The 14,475-nt window shown below is 62.8% G+C and carries 17 protein-coding genes; 6 read left to right on the top strand and 11 right to left on the bottom strand.

The window, feature by feature from the left end; genetic code table 11:
• Positions 1-150: 150 nt before the first annotated feature.
• From HNQ60_RS01800 to HNQ60_RS01840, 9 genes are all read right to left on the bottom strand, one after another.
• Positions 151-645, bottom strand: a complete 495-nt coding sequence (locus tag HNQ60_RS01800; RefSeq protein ID WP_184329306.1) for a SixA phosphatase family protein — start codon at positions 643-645, stop codon at positions 151-153.
• A 39-nt stretch (positions 646-684) separates the two neighbouring features.
• The gene (locus HNQ60_RS01805) at positions 685-996 is read right to left on the bottom strand and encodes a non-heme iron oxygenase ferredoxin subunit (RefSeq protein WP_184329307.1); all 312 of its coding nucleotides are present in this window, start codon (positions 994-996) and stop codon (positions 685-687) included.
• A gap of 6 nt (positions 997-1,002) precedes the next feature.
• Complete coding sequence (gene sufT / locus HNQ60_RS01810; protein WP_184329308.1) at positions 1,003-1,554, bottom strand: putative Fe-S cluster assembly protein SufT; 552 nt, start codon at positions 1,552-1,554, stop codon at positions 1,003-1,005.
• 132 nt (positions 1,555-1,686) lie between these two features.
• A complete protein-coding gene (gene sufU, locus HNQ60_RS01815; RefSeq protein WP_184329309.1) occupies positions 1,687-2,133 on the bottom strand; it encodes a Fe-S cluster assembly sulfur transfer protein SufU in 447 nt (148 codons plus the stop codon).
• A complete protein-coding gene (locus HNQ60_RS01820) occupies positions 2,134-3,381 on the bottom strand; it encodes a cysteine desulfurase (RefSeq protein WP_184329310.1) in 1,248 nt (415 codons plus the stop codon).
• Entirely contained in the window at positions 3,378-4,685 is a 1,308-nt protein-coding gene (gene sufD, locus HNQ60_RS01825) for a Fe-S cluster assembly protein SufD (protein WP_184329311.1), read from the bottom strand. The genes HNQ60_RS01820 and sufD overlap by 4 nt, the downstream gene beginning before the upstream one ends.
• Positions 4,682-5,437: a Fe-S cluster assembly ATPase SufC gene (gene sufC / locus HNQ60_RS01830; RefSeq protein ID WP_184329312.1), complete on the bottom strand. Its 756-nt coding sequence runs from the start codon at positions 5,435-5,437 to the stop codon at positions 4,682-4,684. Before sufC ends, sufD begins: the two co-directional genes overlap by 4 nt.
• 124 nt (positions 5,438-5,561) lie before the next feature.
• On the bottom strand, positions 5,562-7,019 hold the full coding sequence (sufB, locus tag HNQ60_RS01835; RefSeq protein ID WP_184329313.1) for a Fe-S cluster assembly protein SufB: 1,458 nt from the start codon (positions 7,017-7,019) through the stop codon (positions 5,562-5,564).
• An 11-nt stretch (positions 7,020-7,030) separates the two neighbouring features.
• Complete coding sequence (locus HNQ60_RS01840; protein WP_184329314.1) at positions 7,031-7,489, bottom strand: SUF system Fe-S cluster assembly regulator; 459 nt, start codon at positions 7,487-7,489, stop codon at positions 7,031-7,033.
• Positions 7,490-7,746: 257 nt separating this feature from the next.
• Here HNQ60_RS01840 and HNQ60_RS01845 point away from each other — a divergent pair, with 257 nt between their 5' ends.
• The 6 genes from HNQ60_RS01845 to HNQ60_RS01870 are packed head-to-tail and all read left to right on the top strand — an operon-like array spanning position 7,747 to position 11,977.
• Positions 7,747-8,769, top strand: coding sequence for a class I fructose-bisphosphate aldolase (locus HNQ60_RS01845; RefSeq protein ID WP_184329315.1), 1,023 nt, complete (start codon positions 7,747-7,749; stop codon positions 8,767-8,769).
• Between the two features lie 32 nt (positions 8,770-8,801).
• Positions 8,802-9,650 carry an ATP-binding cassette domain-containing protein gene (locus HNQ60_RS01850; RefSeq protein WP_184329316.1) on the top strand — a complete coding sequence of 283 codons (849 nt, stop codon included), beginning with the start codon at positions 8,802-8,804 and terminating at the stop codon, positions 9,648-9,650.
• Positions 9,647-10,414 (top strand): lipid asymmetry maintenance ABC transporter permease subunit MlaE, encoded by a 768-nt coding sequence (mlaE, locus tag HNQ60_RS01855; RefSeq protein WP_184329317.1) that lies wholly within the window; start codon positions 9,647-9,649, stop codon positions 10,412-10,414. Before HNQ60_RS01850 ends, mlaE begins: the two co-directional genes overlap by 4 nt.
• Positions 10,415-10,432: 18 nt before the next feature.
• Positions 10,433-10,945, top strand: a complete 513-nt coding sequence (gene mlaD, locus HNQ60_RS01860; RefSeq protein WP_184329318.1) for an outer membrane lipid asymmetry maintenance protein MlaD — start codon at positions 10,433-10,435, stop codon at positions 10,943-10,945.
• On the top strand, positions 10,942-11,598 hold the full coding sequence (locus tag HNQ60_RS01865) for an MlaC/ttg2D family ABC transporter substrate-binding protein (RefSeq protein ID WP_184329319.1): 657 nt from the start codon (positions 10,942-10,944) through the stop codon (positions 11,596-11,598). Before mlaD ends, HNQ60_RS01865 begins: the two co-directional genes overlap by 4 nt.
• A 10-nt stretch (positions 11,599-11,608) precedes the next feature.
• The gene (locus HNQ60_RS01870; RefSeq protein WP_184329320.1) at positions 11,609-11,977 is read left to right on the top strand and encodes an STAS domain-containing protein; all 369 of its coding nucleotides are present in this window, start codon (positions 11,609-11,611) and stop codon (positions 11,975-11,977) included.
• An 81-nt stretch (positions 11,978-12,058) separates the two neighbouring features.
• Here the strand turns inward: HNQ60_RS01870 and HNQ60_RS01875 are convergent, their stop codons facing one another.
• Positions 12,059-12,895: an MlaA family lipoprotein gene (locus HNQ60_RS01875; RefSeq protein WP_184329321.1), complete on the bottom strand. Its 837-nt coding sequence runs from the start codon at positions 12,893-12,895 to the stop codon at positions 12,059-12,061.
• Between the two features lie 70 nt (positions 12,896-12,965).
• A complete protein-coding gene (locus HNQ60_RS01880; RefSeq protein ID WP_184329322.1) occupies positions 12,966-14,450 on the bottom strand; it encodes a M48 family metalloprotease in 1,485 nt (494 codons plus the stop codon).
• Positions 14,451-14,475 lie beyond the last annotated feature (25 nt).

The raw sequence follows: 14,475 nt of genomic DNA on the forward strand, positions 1-14,475 counted from the left end.
AGCGGAGTGAAGAGGCGGAGTTTCACACGGAGTTCACGGAGATCACGGAGATCGAGGAGATCGAGGAGATCGAGGAGATCGAGGAGATGGAGGGTTGAGACTCTCAGGCCTCCGTGGACTCCGTGATCTCCGTGTGAAATCTTTGATCGCTCACGCCTTCTTCGGGTAGTCGAAGTCGGCGTTGACGCCGGTGGCCCAGACGAGCTCATCCCAGCGGGTGACATCGAACTCCAGCGAGAAGACAGCGCAGGTCGGCATGTTGTCGACCGAGCGCTCACCAGCGAGCTTGTCGGCGAATTCGGTGATGCCGGGATTGTGGCCGACGATCATCAGATGCTTTTCGGCCCCGCCGGACTCGTGGACGACTTCGAGCATCGTGCGCGGCGACGCGAGATACAGCCGTTCGTCCTGAACGATCCTTGCCGCGGTTACTCCGAGAACGCGGGCCATGATGTTGGCGGTGGTGATCGCCCGCACGGCAGGGCTTGCTATGACCTTGTCGGGCTTCCCGTACGCATCCTTCACGCGCCTTGCCATTTCGGGCGCGTCACGTTGCCCACGCGGTTCGAGTACTCGATCCCAGTCTTCCTGACCAGCAACAGCGGGTTCGGTCTTGGCGTGGCGGACGAGGGTGAGGCGGAGCATGGGCAGAGGATGAGGTGATCGGGTGATGTTGTGACGACGTCAGTCCAGCGACCGGACTTCGACGACGCCATCGACGACACGGGTTTCGTAGGTGCGGACGGGCTCGTAGGCGGGAGGAGTGAGCGCGGCGCCTGTCCGCAGGCAGAAGCGTGCGCCATGACGAGGGCAGATGACAACATCTTCTTCGACGGCACCTCCGGCGAGCTCACCGCCGTCGTGGGTGCACACATCGTCGATCGCGTAGAACTTGCCGGCCACGTTGAACACAGCAACCAATGCCCCATCGATCTCGACCTGCGCGTAATCTCCGGGGACTACAGAGACCGCTGGTGCCACGGCAATCCAGGTCATGGGCGGTTACATCATTCCTGTCTGCAACCGCGCCGCTTCCGACATCATCGTCTGATTCCACGGCGGATCGAATACGAGCTCGACATCGGCGCGCTTGATCGTCGGCACGGCTTCGACCTTGTCCTTGACGTCCTGCACGAGCACTTCGCCCATGCCGCAGCCGGGCGCCGTCAGCGTCATCTTGATCGTCGCGATACGCTCGCCCGACTCTTCGTGGGAGATCTCGCACTCGTAGATCAGCCCCAGCTCGACGATGTTCACCGGGATCTCCGGGTCGTAGCAGGTACGCATCTGGTCCCACACGAGGTTCTTCACATCCTCGTCCGTGGCATCCGGCGGCAGTTCGGGTCCCAGTGCGACCTCCTGGCCGAGCGCGTCCGCATCCTTGCCGGGAACACGGAAGAGATTGCCTTCGATGTAAACCGTGAAGCTGCCGCCGAGCGCCTGCGTGATGAAGCCGGTCTTGTCGGCGCGCAGGGTCACGGGGACACCCGCCGGCACCATGATGGCTTCGACGTCGCGTTGCAGCGTGAAAGGGACTTGTTCGTGTCGGTACATGGTCAGAAGAGAAGAGAGGATTCTCCACGGGGTACACGGGGATCACGGGGACAAGCCGGCGAAACGATAAAGAGCTTCCTCTTATCCCCGTGCTTCCCCGTGTGCCCCGTGGAGATCTTCCTCTGCATGGTGTTATTCCGTGCTCACTGGTTCTGCTTGCTGATCCAACGCGGCATTCAGCGTGTGCCAACACAAGCTCGCGCATTTCACTCGCGCCGGAAACTCGCGGACACCGGAGAGCGCGGCAAGCTTGCCGAGTTTCGAAACGTCGACGGTGGAGTCGTGCTGCGTCAGCAGCGAGTGCATGTCGTCGAAGAGGGCCTTCACTTCCGGACGCGATTTGCCTTTGACGGCTTCGGTCAGCAGGGACGCGGAGGCGACGGAGATCGCGCAGCCGCTGCCGTCGAATTTCACTTCGCGGATGCGGTCGCCATCGAGATTCACGTACAGCGACAACCGGTCGCCGCAGAGCGGATTGTGACCGTCGGCGTGCGCATCGGCCGGATCCAGCTTGCCGAAGTTCCGGGGATTGCGGTTGTGATCGACGATCACGTCGCGGTAGAGATCCTTGAGATCCATCTAGCCCAGTACCTTGCGCGTATGTTCGAGTGCCGCGGCCAGCGCATCGACCTCTTCGAACGTGTTGTAGAACGACATCGAAGCGCGCGCGGTCGCGGGAATCCTGAAGAAGTCCATGACGGGCATGGCGCAATGATGGCCGGTGCGGATGGCGACGCCTTCCGTGTCGAGGATCGTGCCGATGTCGTGCGGATGGATGCCGTCCATCACGAACGATACGACCGCTGCCTTCTGCGGAGCGGTGCCGATGATCCTCACGCCGGGAATTTCCTGTACGCGCTGGGTCGCGTACACGAGCAGCTCGTGCTCGTAGGCCGCGATCCTTTCGAGGCCGATCGACTCCAGATACCGGATGGCGGCACCGAGACCGATTGTGCCGGCGATGTTCGGCGTGCCGGCTTCGAACTTCCACGGCAGCTGGTTGTATGTCGTCTTCTCGAACGAGACCGAGAGAATCATGTCGCCGCCGCCCTGCCACGGCGGCATGGCTTCGAGCAGCGCCTGGCGGCCGTAGAGGATGCCCATGCCTGTCGGGCCGACCATCTTGTGGCTCGAAAAGCAATAGAAGTCGCAACCGAGCGCACGCACGTCGACCTTGCCGTGAGGGACAGCCTGAGCACCGTCGAGCAGTACGGGAACGCCATGCTGGCGCGCGACCGCGATGAATTTCTCGACCGGCACGACAGTACCCAGCGCATTCGATACGTGGGCGAGGGCCAGCAGCTTGGTGCGCGGGCCGATCAGTTTCTCGAACGCAGCGAAATCGACTTCGCCGCTCTGCGTGATCGGAATGACCTTCAGCGACGCGCCGGTCTGCTCGCAAACGAGCTGCCACGGCACGATGTTGGCGTGATGCTCCAGGCCGGAAATCAGGATCTCGTCGCCGGGGCCGACCTTCGGCCGGACGAAGCTCTGCGCGACGAGATTGACCGCTTCCGTCGTGCCGCGGACGAAGATGATCTCCTTCGTGTCGCGGGCGTTGATGAACTGGCGAACGATCTCGCGGGTCCCTTCGTACGCATCCGTCGCTCGCTGGCTCAGCGTGTGAACACCGCGATGCACGTTCGCGTGGTCATGAGTGTAATAGTGCGTGATAGCGTCGAGCACCTGTTGCGGACGCTGGCTCGATGCGGCGTTGTCGAGATAGACGAGCGGCTTGCCGTTGATCTTCTGGTCGAGGATCGGAAAGTCGCGACGAATCGCCGCAACGTCGAAGCTGCTGGGTCGGGGGGCTGGGCGGGCGCTCATGCTCGAGCCTCGCTGCTGGCGAACCGCTCGTTCAGCTGCTGCTCGAGATGCTGTCGCAGCGGTTCCAGTTCGATGGTGGAAAGGATGGATTCGGCGAATGCCCGGATGAGCAGGCCGCGTGCCTCGTCTTCAGACAATCCGCGCGATCGCAAGTAGAAAAGGGCAGTCGAGTCGAGCTGGCCGGTCGTGGCGCCGTGGCTGCATTTCACGTCGTTCGCGTAGATCTCGAGTTCCGGCCGCGTGTCGATCTCGGCGGTCGGCGAGAGAAGCAGGTTGCGGCTCGACTGGCGCGAATCGATCTTCTGGGCGTCCTTGCGGACGATGACCTTGCCGCGATAGACACCGCGGCCGCGACCATCCGCGACGCCCCGATATTCTTCGTTGCTGAGCGTGTGCGGAGCAGCGTGGTCGACCAGCGTGTAGGTATCCAGGTGCTGCGTGCCGCTCGGCGCGAACAGACCCTGTAGCGTCGCTTCGGCTCCAGGTCCCGCGAGCGTCGCTGTGATGTGTGTCCGTGCAAGCGTTGCGCCGAGCGCGATGTCGCGACAGGCGTAGCGGCTGTCCCGATCGAGGTGCGCGTGCACAGTGCCGATATGAAAGCTGCGGCTGGATTCCTGCTGCAGCCGGTAGTGCGCAACCTTCGCGCCCTGCGCGAGATCGAGCGAGACCACGCTGTTCGTCAGCGTCTCGCTGTCAGCAGCACCGATGTAATGCTCGACCAGCGTGCATGCGCTGTTGCGCCCGCAGCGGACGAAGATCCGCGGATGACTCATGCCGTTGCCCGGGCCCATCTGGTGAATCACATAGATGGGCTGATCGAAGCGGGCGCCGTCGGCGAGATCGATGACGACGCCATCCTCGAGGAAAGCTGCGTTCAGCAGTTCGAACGAGGATGCGTCGCGACGCTGCTTCTGGAGAAACTCAGCGACCTGTTCGGGGCTGTTCGCGATCCACTGGCCAAGCGTGAGCAGCGTGACGCCCGGAGGCTGGGGCGACACGGTGGACAGCGAGGCAAGCGCATGTCCATTCGCCAGCACGATCCGGGCGCCTGCATTCGCGATCCAGCGGCTTTCGTCGGTCGCGACAGGGGCAGGGGTCGCCGGCGTGAACTGCCGCGACTCCAGTCGACGCAGGTTCGTGTACTTCCAGTCCTCTTCGCGCTGCGTCGGCAGTCCGATCGCTGCGAATCTCTCGAACGCAGCGCGACGCCACTGCGTCAGTGCGTTGTCGGGCAGCGGACGCGCGTCGAACAGCGATCGATACCGATCGACAGACGTGGTGGCTTTTGGGGCGGCAGCGCTCATGCTGCTGCAGCTCCCTGGCGGATCCAGTCGTAGCCGCGCTTCTCCAGTTCGAGCGCGAGCGACTTGTCGCCGCTCTTGAGAATCTGACCGCCGGAAAGCACGTGCACGCGATCGGGCTCGATGTAGTCGAGCAGGCGCTGATAGTGAGTGACCATGAGAATGGCGCGGTCCTGGCGGCGCAGGCTGTTGACGCCGTTGGCCACGACGCGAAGCGCATCGATGTCGAGGCCGGAGTCGGTTTCGTCGAGCAGGGCCAGCGCCGGTTCGAGTACTGCCATCTGCAGGATCTCGTTGCGCTTCTTCTCGCCGCCGGAAAAGCCTTCGTTCACGCCACGATTGAGGAAGCTTTCGTCCATCTGCATCAGCTTCATCTTCTCGCGGACGAGCGAGAGGAATTCGAACGCATCGACTTCCGCCTCGCCGCGATGCTTGCGGATCGCATTGAGGCCGGCCTTGAGCAGGTAGACGTTGTTCACGCCGGGGATCTCAACAGGGTACTGGAAGGCGAGGAACACACCTTCGCGCGCCCGCTCTTCCGGCGCCATGGCGAGCAGGTCCTTGCCGTTGTACGTCGCGGTGCCGCCGGTCACTTCATAGCCTTCACGGCCCGCGAGCACTTGCACCAGCGTGCTCTTGCCGGAGCCGTTCGGGCCCATGATGGCGTGCACTTCACCGGCCTTCACCTCGAGGTTCAGTCCCTTGAGGATCTGCTTGTCGCCGGCCTTCACCTGCAGGTTTTCTATCTTCAGCATTTCTTCGATCTCAAGACCCAAGACGTTTCACACGGAGTTCACGGAGATCACGCAGATCGTAAGCGAACGAATTCTTCACTCCGTGCACTGCGTGATCTCGGTGTGAAACTCCCACTCCCAATTCCTATCCCACCGCGCCTTCCAGGCTCACCGCGAGGAGGTTCTGAGCTTCCACCGCGAACTCCATCGGCAATTCCTTGAACACGGCTTTGCAGAAGCCGTTCACGATCATGTTCACCGCGTCTTCTTCCGAGATGCCCCGGCTCAGGCAATAGAACAGCTGGTCGTCGCCGATCTTCGACGTGGTGGCTTCATGTTCGACGCTGGCCGTCGGCGTACGCACTTCCATGTAGGGAAAGGTGTGTGCGCCGCACTGATCGCCCATCAGCAGCGAGTCGCACTGCGTGAAGTTGCGGGCGTTCGTTGCGCTCGGCAGGATCTTCACCAGGCCGCGATAGCTGTTCTGGGCGTGGCCGGCCGAGATGCCTTTCGACACGATCGTGCTGCGCGTGTTGCGGCCGATGTGGATCATCTTCGTGCCGGTGTCGGCCTGCTGGTAGTTGTTCGTCACCGCGACCGAATAGAACTCGCCGACCGAGTTCTCGCCCGTCAGGATGCAGCTCGGATATTTCCAGGTGATCGCGGAGCCGGTTTCCACCTGCGTCCAGCTGATCTTCGAGTTCGCGCCACGGCATTCGCCGCGCTTGGTGACGAAGTTGTAGATGCCGCCGCGACCTTGTTCGTCGCCCGGGTACCAGTTCTGTACGGTCGAGTATTTGATCTGCGCATTGTCGAGGGCGACGAGCTCCACGACGGCGGCGTGCAGCTGGTTCTCGTCGCGCATCGGCGCCGTGCAACCTTCCAGATAGCTCACGTACGAGCCTTCGTCGGCGACGATCAGCGTGCGCTCGAACTGGCCGGTGTTGGCCGCGTTGATGCGGAAGTAGGTCGACAGCTCCATCGGGCAGCGCACGCCTTTCGGCACGTAGACGAAGGAACCGTCGGAAAACACCGCCGAATTCAGGGTCGCGAAGAAGTTGTCCGTATACGCAACGACGCTGCCGAGGTAACGCTCGATCAGCTCGGGATGATTGCGGACCGCTTCCGAGAAGGAGCAGAAGATGACGCCTGCTTTGGCGAGGCGTTCTTTGAATGTCGTCGCGACCGACACGCTGTCGAACACGGCGTCGACGGCGACACCCGCGAGACGGGCACGCTCATGCAGCGGAATGCCGAGCTTGTCGTAGGTCTCGAGCAGCTTCGGATCGACTTCCTCGATGCTCTTCGGTGCATTCGCCTTCGACTTCGGCGCGGAGTAGTACGAGATGCCCTGGTAGTCGATCGGCGCGACGCGCAGGTGTGCCCAGTGCGGCTCACGCATCGTCAGCCAGTGGCGGAACGACTTGAGGCGCCACTCGAGCATGAACTCCGGCTCGCTCTTCTTGCGGGAGATGAGACGAATGACGTCCTCATCCAGCCCGGGAGGGACGGTGTCGGATTCGATATCGGTGACGAAACCGTGGCGGTACTTCTGGCCAACCAGGGCTTCGAGCGCGGGATCGGTCTGCGGATTGCTGGACATAATCGTTGGCTTCACTCGTGTGTCGCGCGAGTGATGCGGGTCAATGGAATGGTGGTGGTGCCGGCGCGTTCAACCCCGGCCAGTTGTGCCAGCGTCACATCGTTCAGGGCCCGGCGGATCGCCGAATTCACCCGCTGCCAGACGTGCCCGACGCGGCAATTCGATTCGATACCGCAGCTGCTGTGCTGGCCGCTGCACTCGGTGATAGCAAAAGGCCCTTCGAGTGCGTCGAGGATCCTGGCCGCGGTGATTTCCGCGGCGGGCAGGGCAAGCTGATAGCCGCCATGGCTGCCGCGGGTCGATGTGACGAGGCCGCTGCGCTGCAGTGTTTTCAAGAGCTTACTGACGGTCGGCAGCGCAACGCGCGTGCGCTCGGCCACTTCGGCGGCGGCCAGGAGCCGATCCGGCTGCGAAGCCAGATACGCGAGGATGACCGTTCCATAGTCAGTGAGTTTGCTGATGCGGAGCATGGGACCCGGCAGGGGCTGACGAATATGGGACTATTTTAGTCCCAATGGACCGGATCGAGCCACTGCAAAATGCGAAGGCAACTTTTCCCGTCGGCGATGTCTGATGCTGACAACAACGCCGTCGCTCAGCGTCGACAGGGGAGGGAGGGGATGATTTTGCTATCCTACGCGCCCCCGAACGCAGGCCCGGCCCCGAGGCGCCCATCCGAGGCGCTGATCCGACGGCTGGCCCTGCAATTACAAGAGGTGCAGGACGTATGAATCGCAGTGAACTCGAGACCACCGCGAAAGCGATGGTCGCGAAAGGCAAGGGCATCCTCGCGGCCGACGAGTCGAGCGGCACGATCAAGAAGCGTTTCGACACGATCAAACTGGAGTCGACGGAAGAAGCCCGTCGCACGTATCGCGAGCTGCTGTTCACTACGCCGAAAGCGGCCGACTACATCAGCGGCGTGATCTGCTACGACGAAACGCTGCGGCAGAAGACGAAGGACGGCGTGCCGTTCCCGCAGTACCTGAGCAAGCTCGGCATCATCCCGGGCATCAAGGTCGACATGGGCGCGAAGCCCTTCACGAATTTCCCCAATGAGACGATCACCGAAGGCCTCGACGGCCTGCGTGAGCGTCTCGCCGAGTACTACAAGCTCGGTGCGCGTTTCGCCAAGTGGCGCGCGGTGATCGACATCGCACAGGACATCCCCACGGCATTCGCGATCGAAGCGAATGCACATGCACTCGCCCGTTACGCGGCGCTGTGCCAGGAAGCGAACATCGTCCCGATCGTCGAGCCGGAAGTGCTGATGGACGGCGCTCACAGCATCGAACGTTGTGAAGAAGTGACGTCGAACACGCTTTCGGAGGTGTTCTCGCAGCTGCATTCACATCGCATTCACCTGGAAGGCATGATCCTGAAGCCCAATATGGTCATCTCGGGCAAGAAGGCAGCATCGCGTGCGAACGCGCAGCAGGTCGCCGAAGCAACGGTGCGCACTCTCAAGCGCTACGTGCCTGGCGCCGTGCCGGGCATCGCATTCCTGTCGGGTGGACAGAGCGCCGCGGAAGCGACCGAACACCTGAGCCTCATGAATCAGATGGGCCCGTTGCCGTGGGCACTGACGTTCTCGTACGGCCGCGCGCTGCAGGATGAGGCTCTGAAGGCCTGGGGCGGCAAGCCCGAGAACTTCTCGGCCGGCCAGGGCGCATTCGCTCGTCGTGCGCGTCTCACCGGTCTTGCGCAGACCGGCAGCTACTCGTCCAAGCAGGAGCAGGAAGCGGCTTGAGCCGCTTCCCTGCCCCTCACAAAGAAGGCTGAATGTTGCAATCGGTGACGGCGCAACCCGAAGTCGCACGGTCCGCTGCCACCGACTACATCGTCGAGATCCGCGACGTTCACTACTCGGTCGGCAACCGGCCGATTTTCTCTGGTCTCACGATGTCGATCCCACGCGGCCGTATCACGGCCGTGATGGGGCCGAGCGGCACGGGCAAAACGACGCTTCTGCGGCTCGTCACGGGCCAGATCAAGCCGGACCGCGGGCAGATCCTTTTCGACGGCGTCGACGTTTCCCGCCTCTCGCGCCAGGAGCTGTATGACCTGCGCATGCGCATGGGCATGCTGTTCCAGAACGGCGCGCTGCTGACGGACATCGACGTATTCGAGAACGTGGCGTTTCCGCTGCGCGAGCACACCGATCTGCCCGATTCGCTGATCCGGAACATCGTGCTCACTAAGCTGCAGGCCGTTGGTCTGCGCGGGGCAGCGCAACTCATGCCGTCCGAGTTGTCGGGGGGCATGGCGCGTCGTGTCGCGCTGGCGCGCGCGATGGCGACCGATCCGGAAATGCTCATCTACGACGAGCCGTTCACCGGCCTCGATCCGATCTCGATGGGCATGATTGTGAGGCTGGTGCGCCAGATGAACTACGCGCTCGGCATCACGAGCATCGTCGTATCGCACGACGTCGAGGAGCTTTCGATCCTGGCGGACACGAGCTACATCATCGCCGGCGGCAAGGTCGCCGCGGCGGGGACGTTCGTGGAGCTCAAGGATCACGCGTCGGAAATCGTGAATCAGTTCATGAACGGTTTGGCCGACGGTCCGGTGCCGTTCCACTACCCGGCGCCCGATTACTACGAGCAGCTCCTCTCGGGTAAATCATGAACCTGCTGCGCGAGCTGCTGGAAAATCTGCGCCAGTTCATCGCCACCATCGGCGCGACCACCCTGTTTCTGGGGCGTGTGCTTGCGCAGGTGCCGCGAGCGTTCCTGCGTCCGGGACTGATCATCGAGCAGGTCCACAACGCCGGTGCGCTGTCGCTCGTCATCATCATGACGTGCGGACTCTTCGTCGGTGCCGTGCTGGGATTGCAGGGCTATGACTTGCTGCAGCGCTTCGGTTCGGAAGATGCGCTGGGAACCGCTGCGGCGCTGGCGCTCGTCAAGGAGCTGGGGCCCGTCGTTACCGCTCTGCTTTTCGCCGGGCGCGCCGGCACCGCGCTGGCGTCCGAGATCGGATTGATGCGTGCCACGGATCAGCTCACCGCGATGGAAATGATGGCTGTCGATCCCATTCGCCGCGTCGTGGCGCCACGCTTTCTCGGCGGTGTCCTGGCGATGCCGCTGCTGACGGTGATCTTCATCGCGATCGGCATCTTCGGCGTGCAGGTCGTCGGCGTGCAGTTGTTCGGCGTCGACTCGGCATCGTTCTGGTCGCAGATGCGTTCCAGCGTCGGTGTCGACGATGTCTACGAAGGCATCATCAAGGGCTGTGTGTTCGGATTCGCCTGCAGCCTGATTGCGGTCTACGAAGGCTACACGGCGACGCCCACGGCCGAAGGCGTAGGTCGCGCAACGACCCGTACCGTCGTGACGTCCGCCGTGCTGACGTTGATCCTGGATTACATGCTCACAGCCCTGATGCTGTGATCTGACCCGAGGTTTGCCATGCGTTCGACACGCGCTGTAGAAATTTCCACCGGGCTGTTCGTGCTGCTCGGATTCGCGTCGCTGTTCTTCCTGGTGACGCAGATCACCAATCGGGAACTGGCGATCTCCGGCGGCAGTTACCAGGTGAACGCGCAGTTCGAGAACGTCGGCAGCCTGAAGCCGGGAGCCGCCGTTTCGATGGCGGGCGTCACAATCGGCCGCGTCGACTCGATCGGCTACGACCAGCAGATCTACAAGGCGGTCGTGAAGCTGCGCATCAGCTCGGCCTACAACCGCATTCCCACGGACAGCGACGCCGCGATCATGACGTCGGGTCTGCTGGGCGGTCAGTACATCGGCATTACGGCCGGCGGCGCGGAAGAATTCCTGAAGGAAGGCGACCGCATCGAACTGGTCCAGGATGCGTTCGTGCTGGAGAACCTGATCAATCAGCTGTTCGCGACTTTCGCGCGCGGCAGCGGTGACGCAAGCAAGGCGAACGAGCCTGCAGCAGAGGAGACGAAGCAATGATGAATCGCAGAGCATGGGTTGCAGCCGGATTCGCGACTGCATTCCTTCTGGCGACGGGTGGGCGGGCCATTGCCCAGGACGCGGCGCAGCTCGGGCCAGCAGAGCTCGTGACCAAGGTCGCGCAGGACACGCTGAAGGATCTCGACGCGCATCGCGCCGAGTACAAGCAGAATCCGGCGCGGGTGCGCGAGCTCGTCGACAAGAACATGCTGCCGTACTTCGACACCGCGTATGCCGCTCAGCTCGTGCTCGCCAAGAACTGGCGCACGGCGACGCCGGAACAGCGCAAGCGCTTCATCGACGCGTTCTACCAGTCGATGCTGCAGAACTACGGCTCGGCGCTGCTCGAGTTCACGCCGGATCGTCTGAAGATCCTGCCGTTCCAGGGTAATCCCCAGGACTCGAACGTGACGGTCCGCAGCGAAGTGCGTCGCGACAACGGTTCGCGCATTCCTGTGAACTACTCGCTGCGCAAGACGCCGGCCGGCTGGAAGGCGTACGACGTGCAGATCGAAGGTGTGTCGTACGTGAAGTCGTTCCGTACGGACTTCGGCGCCGAGATCCAGCAGAAGGGCCTGGAGGCGGTGATCAAGCGACTCGAGGACCAGATCGCGAGCGGCACCGTCCAGAAGCCCACGGCCAAAGCTTCCTGAAGTCTTCTTTGTGAGTCGCGCTCAGACACCCAAGGCGAAGCTCGAATCTCTCGGGGATGGCCGCTTTCGTGTAAGCGGAATCCTCGACGCGAGCACCGTGACGGGAATTCTCGAAGAGAGCAGCCGCAAGTTCGAGGGGCATGCCAGCATCACTGTCGATCTCTCCCTGGTCAAGGAGAGTGACAGTGCGGGTCTCGCGCTGGTGCTCGAGTGGTTGCGCCAGACGCGAAGCGTCGGCGGCAAGATCTATTTCCAGGATGTCCCGCAGCAGATCATGGCGCTTGCACGGATCAGCGAAGTCGACGATCTGCTGCTCGAGAACGGCTCGGGTGTGGTGCCGGCTACGCCGATGGTCGACGCCCCGGCCGAAAAGGCGTAGCGCGATTCGTCATTCCCGCGTACGCGGGAATCCATGCCTTTCGACAAAGATGGATCCCCGCCTGCGCGGGGATGACTACGTTCAGGGCGTCGGTGGCTCCGCCGCCGGCTCTTCGGCAGTCGCAGGTTCTTCCGGCGCTGGTGCGTCCGCAGCGGACTCTCCCGTCGCCGGCTCTTCCTCATCCGAAAAATCTTCCAGCGTTTCCGGCGGCGGGTTGCCGTCGTAGATCGCGAACTCGCGTTGCTGCACCCACGCATCCCGGATGAAGGCGTACGGATCGAATGCGCTCTGCAATGTCGCATCGAGGGACAACAACTCCGATCGCGTGTGCACGATGTCGATCCCGCGCAAGCCCCATTCGGCTTCCCAGGGGATGTGCATGTATTCGAGCGGACCGAGGAAGTAGTCGAAGATCCTCGATGGCGCATCGCGCAAAGAGGAGGGGCCGAACAGCGGCATCGTGATGTACGGGCCGGATCCCACGCCCCACACGGCGAGCGTCTGACCGAAATCTTCGTCGTTCGCGACGAGCCCGAGCGGCGTTGCAACATCGAGCAGGCCGGCGACACCGATCGTTGAGTTCAACAGGAAGCGGCCGGCGTCACGAGCGCCTGTGCCCGGCTTGCCCTGCAGGAACTGATTCACGACCGTCGCGGGGTAAGAGAGGTTCGAGAAGAAATTGCCCACGCCGGTGCGAAACCAGCGTGGCGTGATCGCGCGATAGCCCTTGGCTACAGGCTTCAGGGCGGCGCGATCCAGCGTGTCGTTGAATTTGTAGATGCCGCGATTCGCGCCTTCCCAGGGATCGTCGCTGCGAGTGCGGCCGGGCGTCGTTGCGCAGCCGGCGGCAGTGAGGAGGATTGCGATGATTGCGATCGCGCGCATCGGCGCGATTGCGCCGCGGATCAGGGACGACATGCGGTGAAGAAATCCTTGGCTTCGATGAAAGAGGAACCGCTTTGGAAGAGCGGCGCCGCGGGGCATTGTATCAATTCATGTCCTGCAGTCTTGACTGCCCGGTAGACGCGCGGCGTGCTCCGCGTTTGGGCATCGCTTGCTGCACTTCTTCGAGCCGCGCCTGGAAGCGGGCGCGCTGCACCGATGTGATCTTCGGGACGGCGAGCGCAAGTTGCAGCTGATTGATCGAAAGCGGCAGGTCGCCGCTCATGATGTGGTACTCGGACATGTAGAAATACGAGTCCGCGACGTCTCCGGCGGCGTTGGCGGCGAGTGCCGTCAATCGTGCCTGTTCCGGCGTCGGCGGCACCACGTTGAACAGATCGAGCAGGATTTCGTGAGCCCGCTTGGAATCGCCGGTCTGCATCAGCGATTCGGCGTAGCGCACTGTAACTGCGACGTTGCGGGGGAAGAGTTCGCGTGCCTTTTCCAGCGTAGCCAGGGACTCCTTGCCTTTGCCGGCTTTCAGCTGCGCCTGACCGAGAGCCGTGTGGTACTGCATGACTGTCGGGTCCGCGTCGCGCAGACGCTGGAAGATGCCGATCGCCTTGTCGGCGCGACCCGACACCATCATCGCGAGCCCTTGCCCGTAGATCTCGGCTGAACTTGCGTCGGGCTCGCTGTGAATGACTGCCGTGTAGTACTCGAGCGGATCCTTGCCCGCCGGTGTCGAGAGTACGCGCAGACGTTCGCGGCTCAAGGCATAGCTGACGCTGTCCGGATTCGGGGTTATCTCGATCTGCTCGGCGCGCTGCTTCGTCTCGGCGATACGAGTGCTCGTCACAGGGTGCGTGCGCAGCATTTCCGGAATGTTGAGCTCGCTGCTGCCGGCGTGGCGGCTCATGGTTTCGAAGAAGGCGGGCATGCCTTCGGGATCGAAGCCCGAGCGGGCGAGAATGCCGAGGCCCACGCGATCGGCTTCAGTTTCGTTCGCGCGGGTGAAGCTGATCTGCTGCTGGATGGCGAGGGACTGCGCTGCCGCGACACCTGCCATTGCGCCATCGCCGCCGCCTGCAGCGGCACCCAGGAGAATCGCAGCGAGCATCGCAGCGGTCGATACGAGACTCGTGCGGCTCTGTGCAGCAATGCTGCGCGCGATGTGGCGTTGCGTAACGTGCGCGATTTCGTGCGCCATGACGCCGGCCAGTTCGCTCTCATTCTTGGTTTCGAGGACGAGCCCGGCGTTCATGCCGATGAAGCCACCTGGCAGGGCAAACGCGTTGATCGCCCGATCCTTCACCGCGAAGAAGGTGAAGCGCTGGACGCCATCGTGGGCTTCGCTAGCCAGGCGTGAACCGAGGGACTGGAGATATTCGGCGACCTCCGGGTCGTCGAGGACCTGGTCCTGATCGCGCAACCCACGCACCACCATGCGGCCGATCTGGTACTCATCCTCGAGCGTCATCATCGTCTGCGCCGGGCTGCCGATATCGGGCAGATCGTCGCCGACATTGGTCTGTGCGCCCGCGGCAAAGGCGAGCAGCGCAGTCCCGAGGAATGTGAGGATTTTTCGCATCAGTGCGTTCGACCGGGTCGGAAGG

The organism is Povalibacter uvarum, from assembly GCF_014202975.1.
Classification (GTDB): domain Bacteria; phylum Pseudomonadota; class Gammaproteobacteria; order Steroidobacterales; family Steroidobacteraceae; genus Steroidobacter; species Steroidobacter uvarum.

Excerpts from the sequence above, each read along its gene's own strand:
- sufU (WP_184329309.1), bottom strand. The coding sequence starts at position 2,133 with ATGGATCTCAAGGATCTCTACCGCGACGTGATCGTCGATCACAACCGC.
- sufD (WP_184329311.1), bottom strand. The coding sequence starts at position 4,685 with ATGAGCGCTGCCGCCCCAAAAGCCACCACGTCTGTCGATCGGTATCGA.
- HNQ60_RS01820 (WP_184329310.1), bottom strand. The coding sequence starts at position 3,381 with ATGAGCGCCCGCCCAGCCCCCCGACCCAGCAGCTTCGACGTTGCGGCG.
- mlaE (WP_184329317.1), top strand. The coding sequence starts at position 9,647 with ATGAACCTGCTGCGCGAGCTGCTGGAAAATCTGCGCCAGTTCATCGCC.
- HNQ60_RS01850 (WP_184329316.1), top strand. The coding sequence starts at position 8,802 with ATGTTGCAATCGGTGACGGCGCAACCCGAAGTCGCACGGTCCGCTGCC.
- HNQ60_RS01875 (WP_184329321.1), bottom strand. The coding sequence starts at position 12,895 with ATGTCGTCCCTGATCCGCGGCGCAATCGCGCCGATGCGCGCGATCGCA.
- sufB (WP_184329313.1), bottom strand. The coding sequence starts at position 7,019 with ATGTCCAGCAATCCGCAGACCGATCCCGCGCTCGAAGCCCTGGTTGGC.
- HNQ60_RS01805 (WP_184329307.1), bottom strand. The coding sequence starts at position 996 with ATGACCTGGATTGCCGTGGCACCAGCGGTCTCTGTAGTCCCCGGAGAT.
- mlaD (WP_184329318.1), top strand. The coding sequence starts at position 10,433 with ATGCGTTCGACACGCGCTGTAGAAATTTCCACCGGGCTGTTCGTGCTG.
- HNQ60_RS01880 (WP_184329322.1), bottom strand. The coding sequence starts at position 14,450 with ATGCGAAAAATCCTCACATTCCTCGGGACTGCGCTGCTCGCCTTTGCC.
- sufT (WP_184329308.1), bottom strand. The coding sequence starts at position 1,554 with ATGTACCGACACGAACAAGTCCCTTTCACGCTGCAACGCGACGTCGAA.
- sufC (WP_184329312.1), bottom strand. The coding sequence starts at position 5,437 with ATGCTGAAGATAGAAAACCTGCAGGTGAAGGCCGGCGACAAGCAGATC.
- HNQ60_RS01845 (WP_184329315.1), top strand. The coding sequence starts at position 7,747 with ATGAATCGCAGTGAACTCGAGACCACCGCGAAAGCGATGGTCGCGAAA.
- HNQ60_RS01840 (WP_184329314.1), bottom strand. The coding sequence starts at position 7,489 with ATGCTCCGCATCAGCAAACTCACTGACTATGGAACGGTCATCCTCGCG.
- HNQ60_RS01865 (WP_184329319.1), top strand. The coding sequence starts at position 10,942 with ATGATGAATCGCAGAGCATGGGTTGCAGCCGGATTCGCGACTGCATTC.
- HNQ60_RS01800 (WP_184329306.1), bottom strand. The coding sequence starts at position 645 with ATGCTCCGCCTCACCCTCGTCCGCCACGCCAAGACCGAACCCGCTGTT.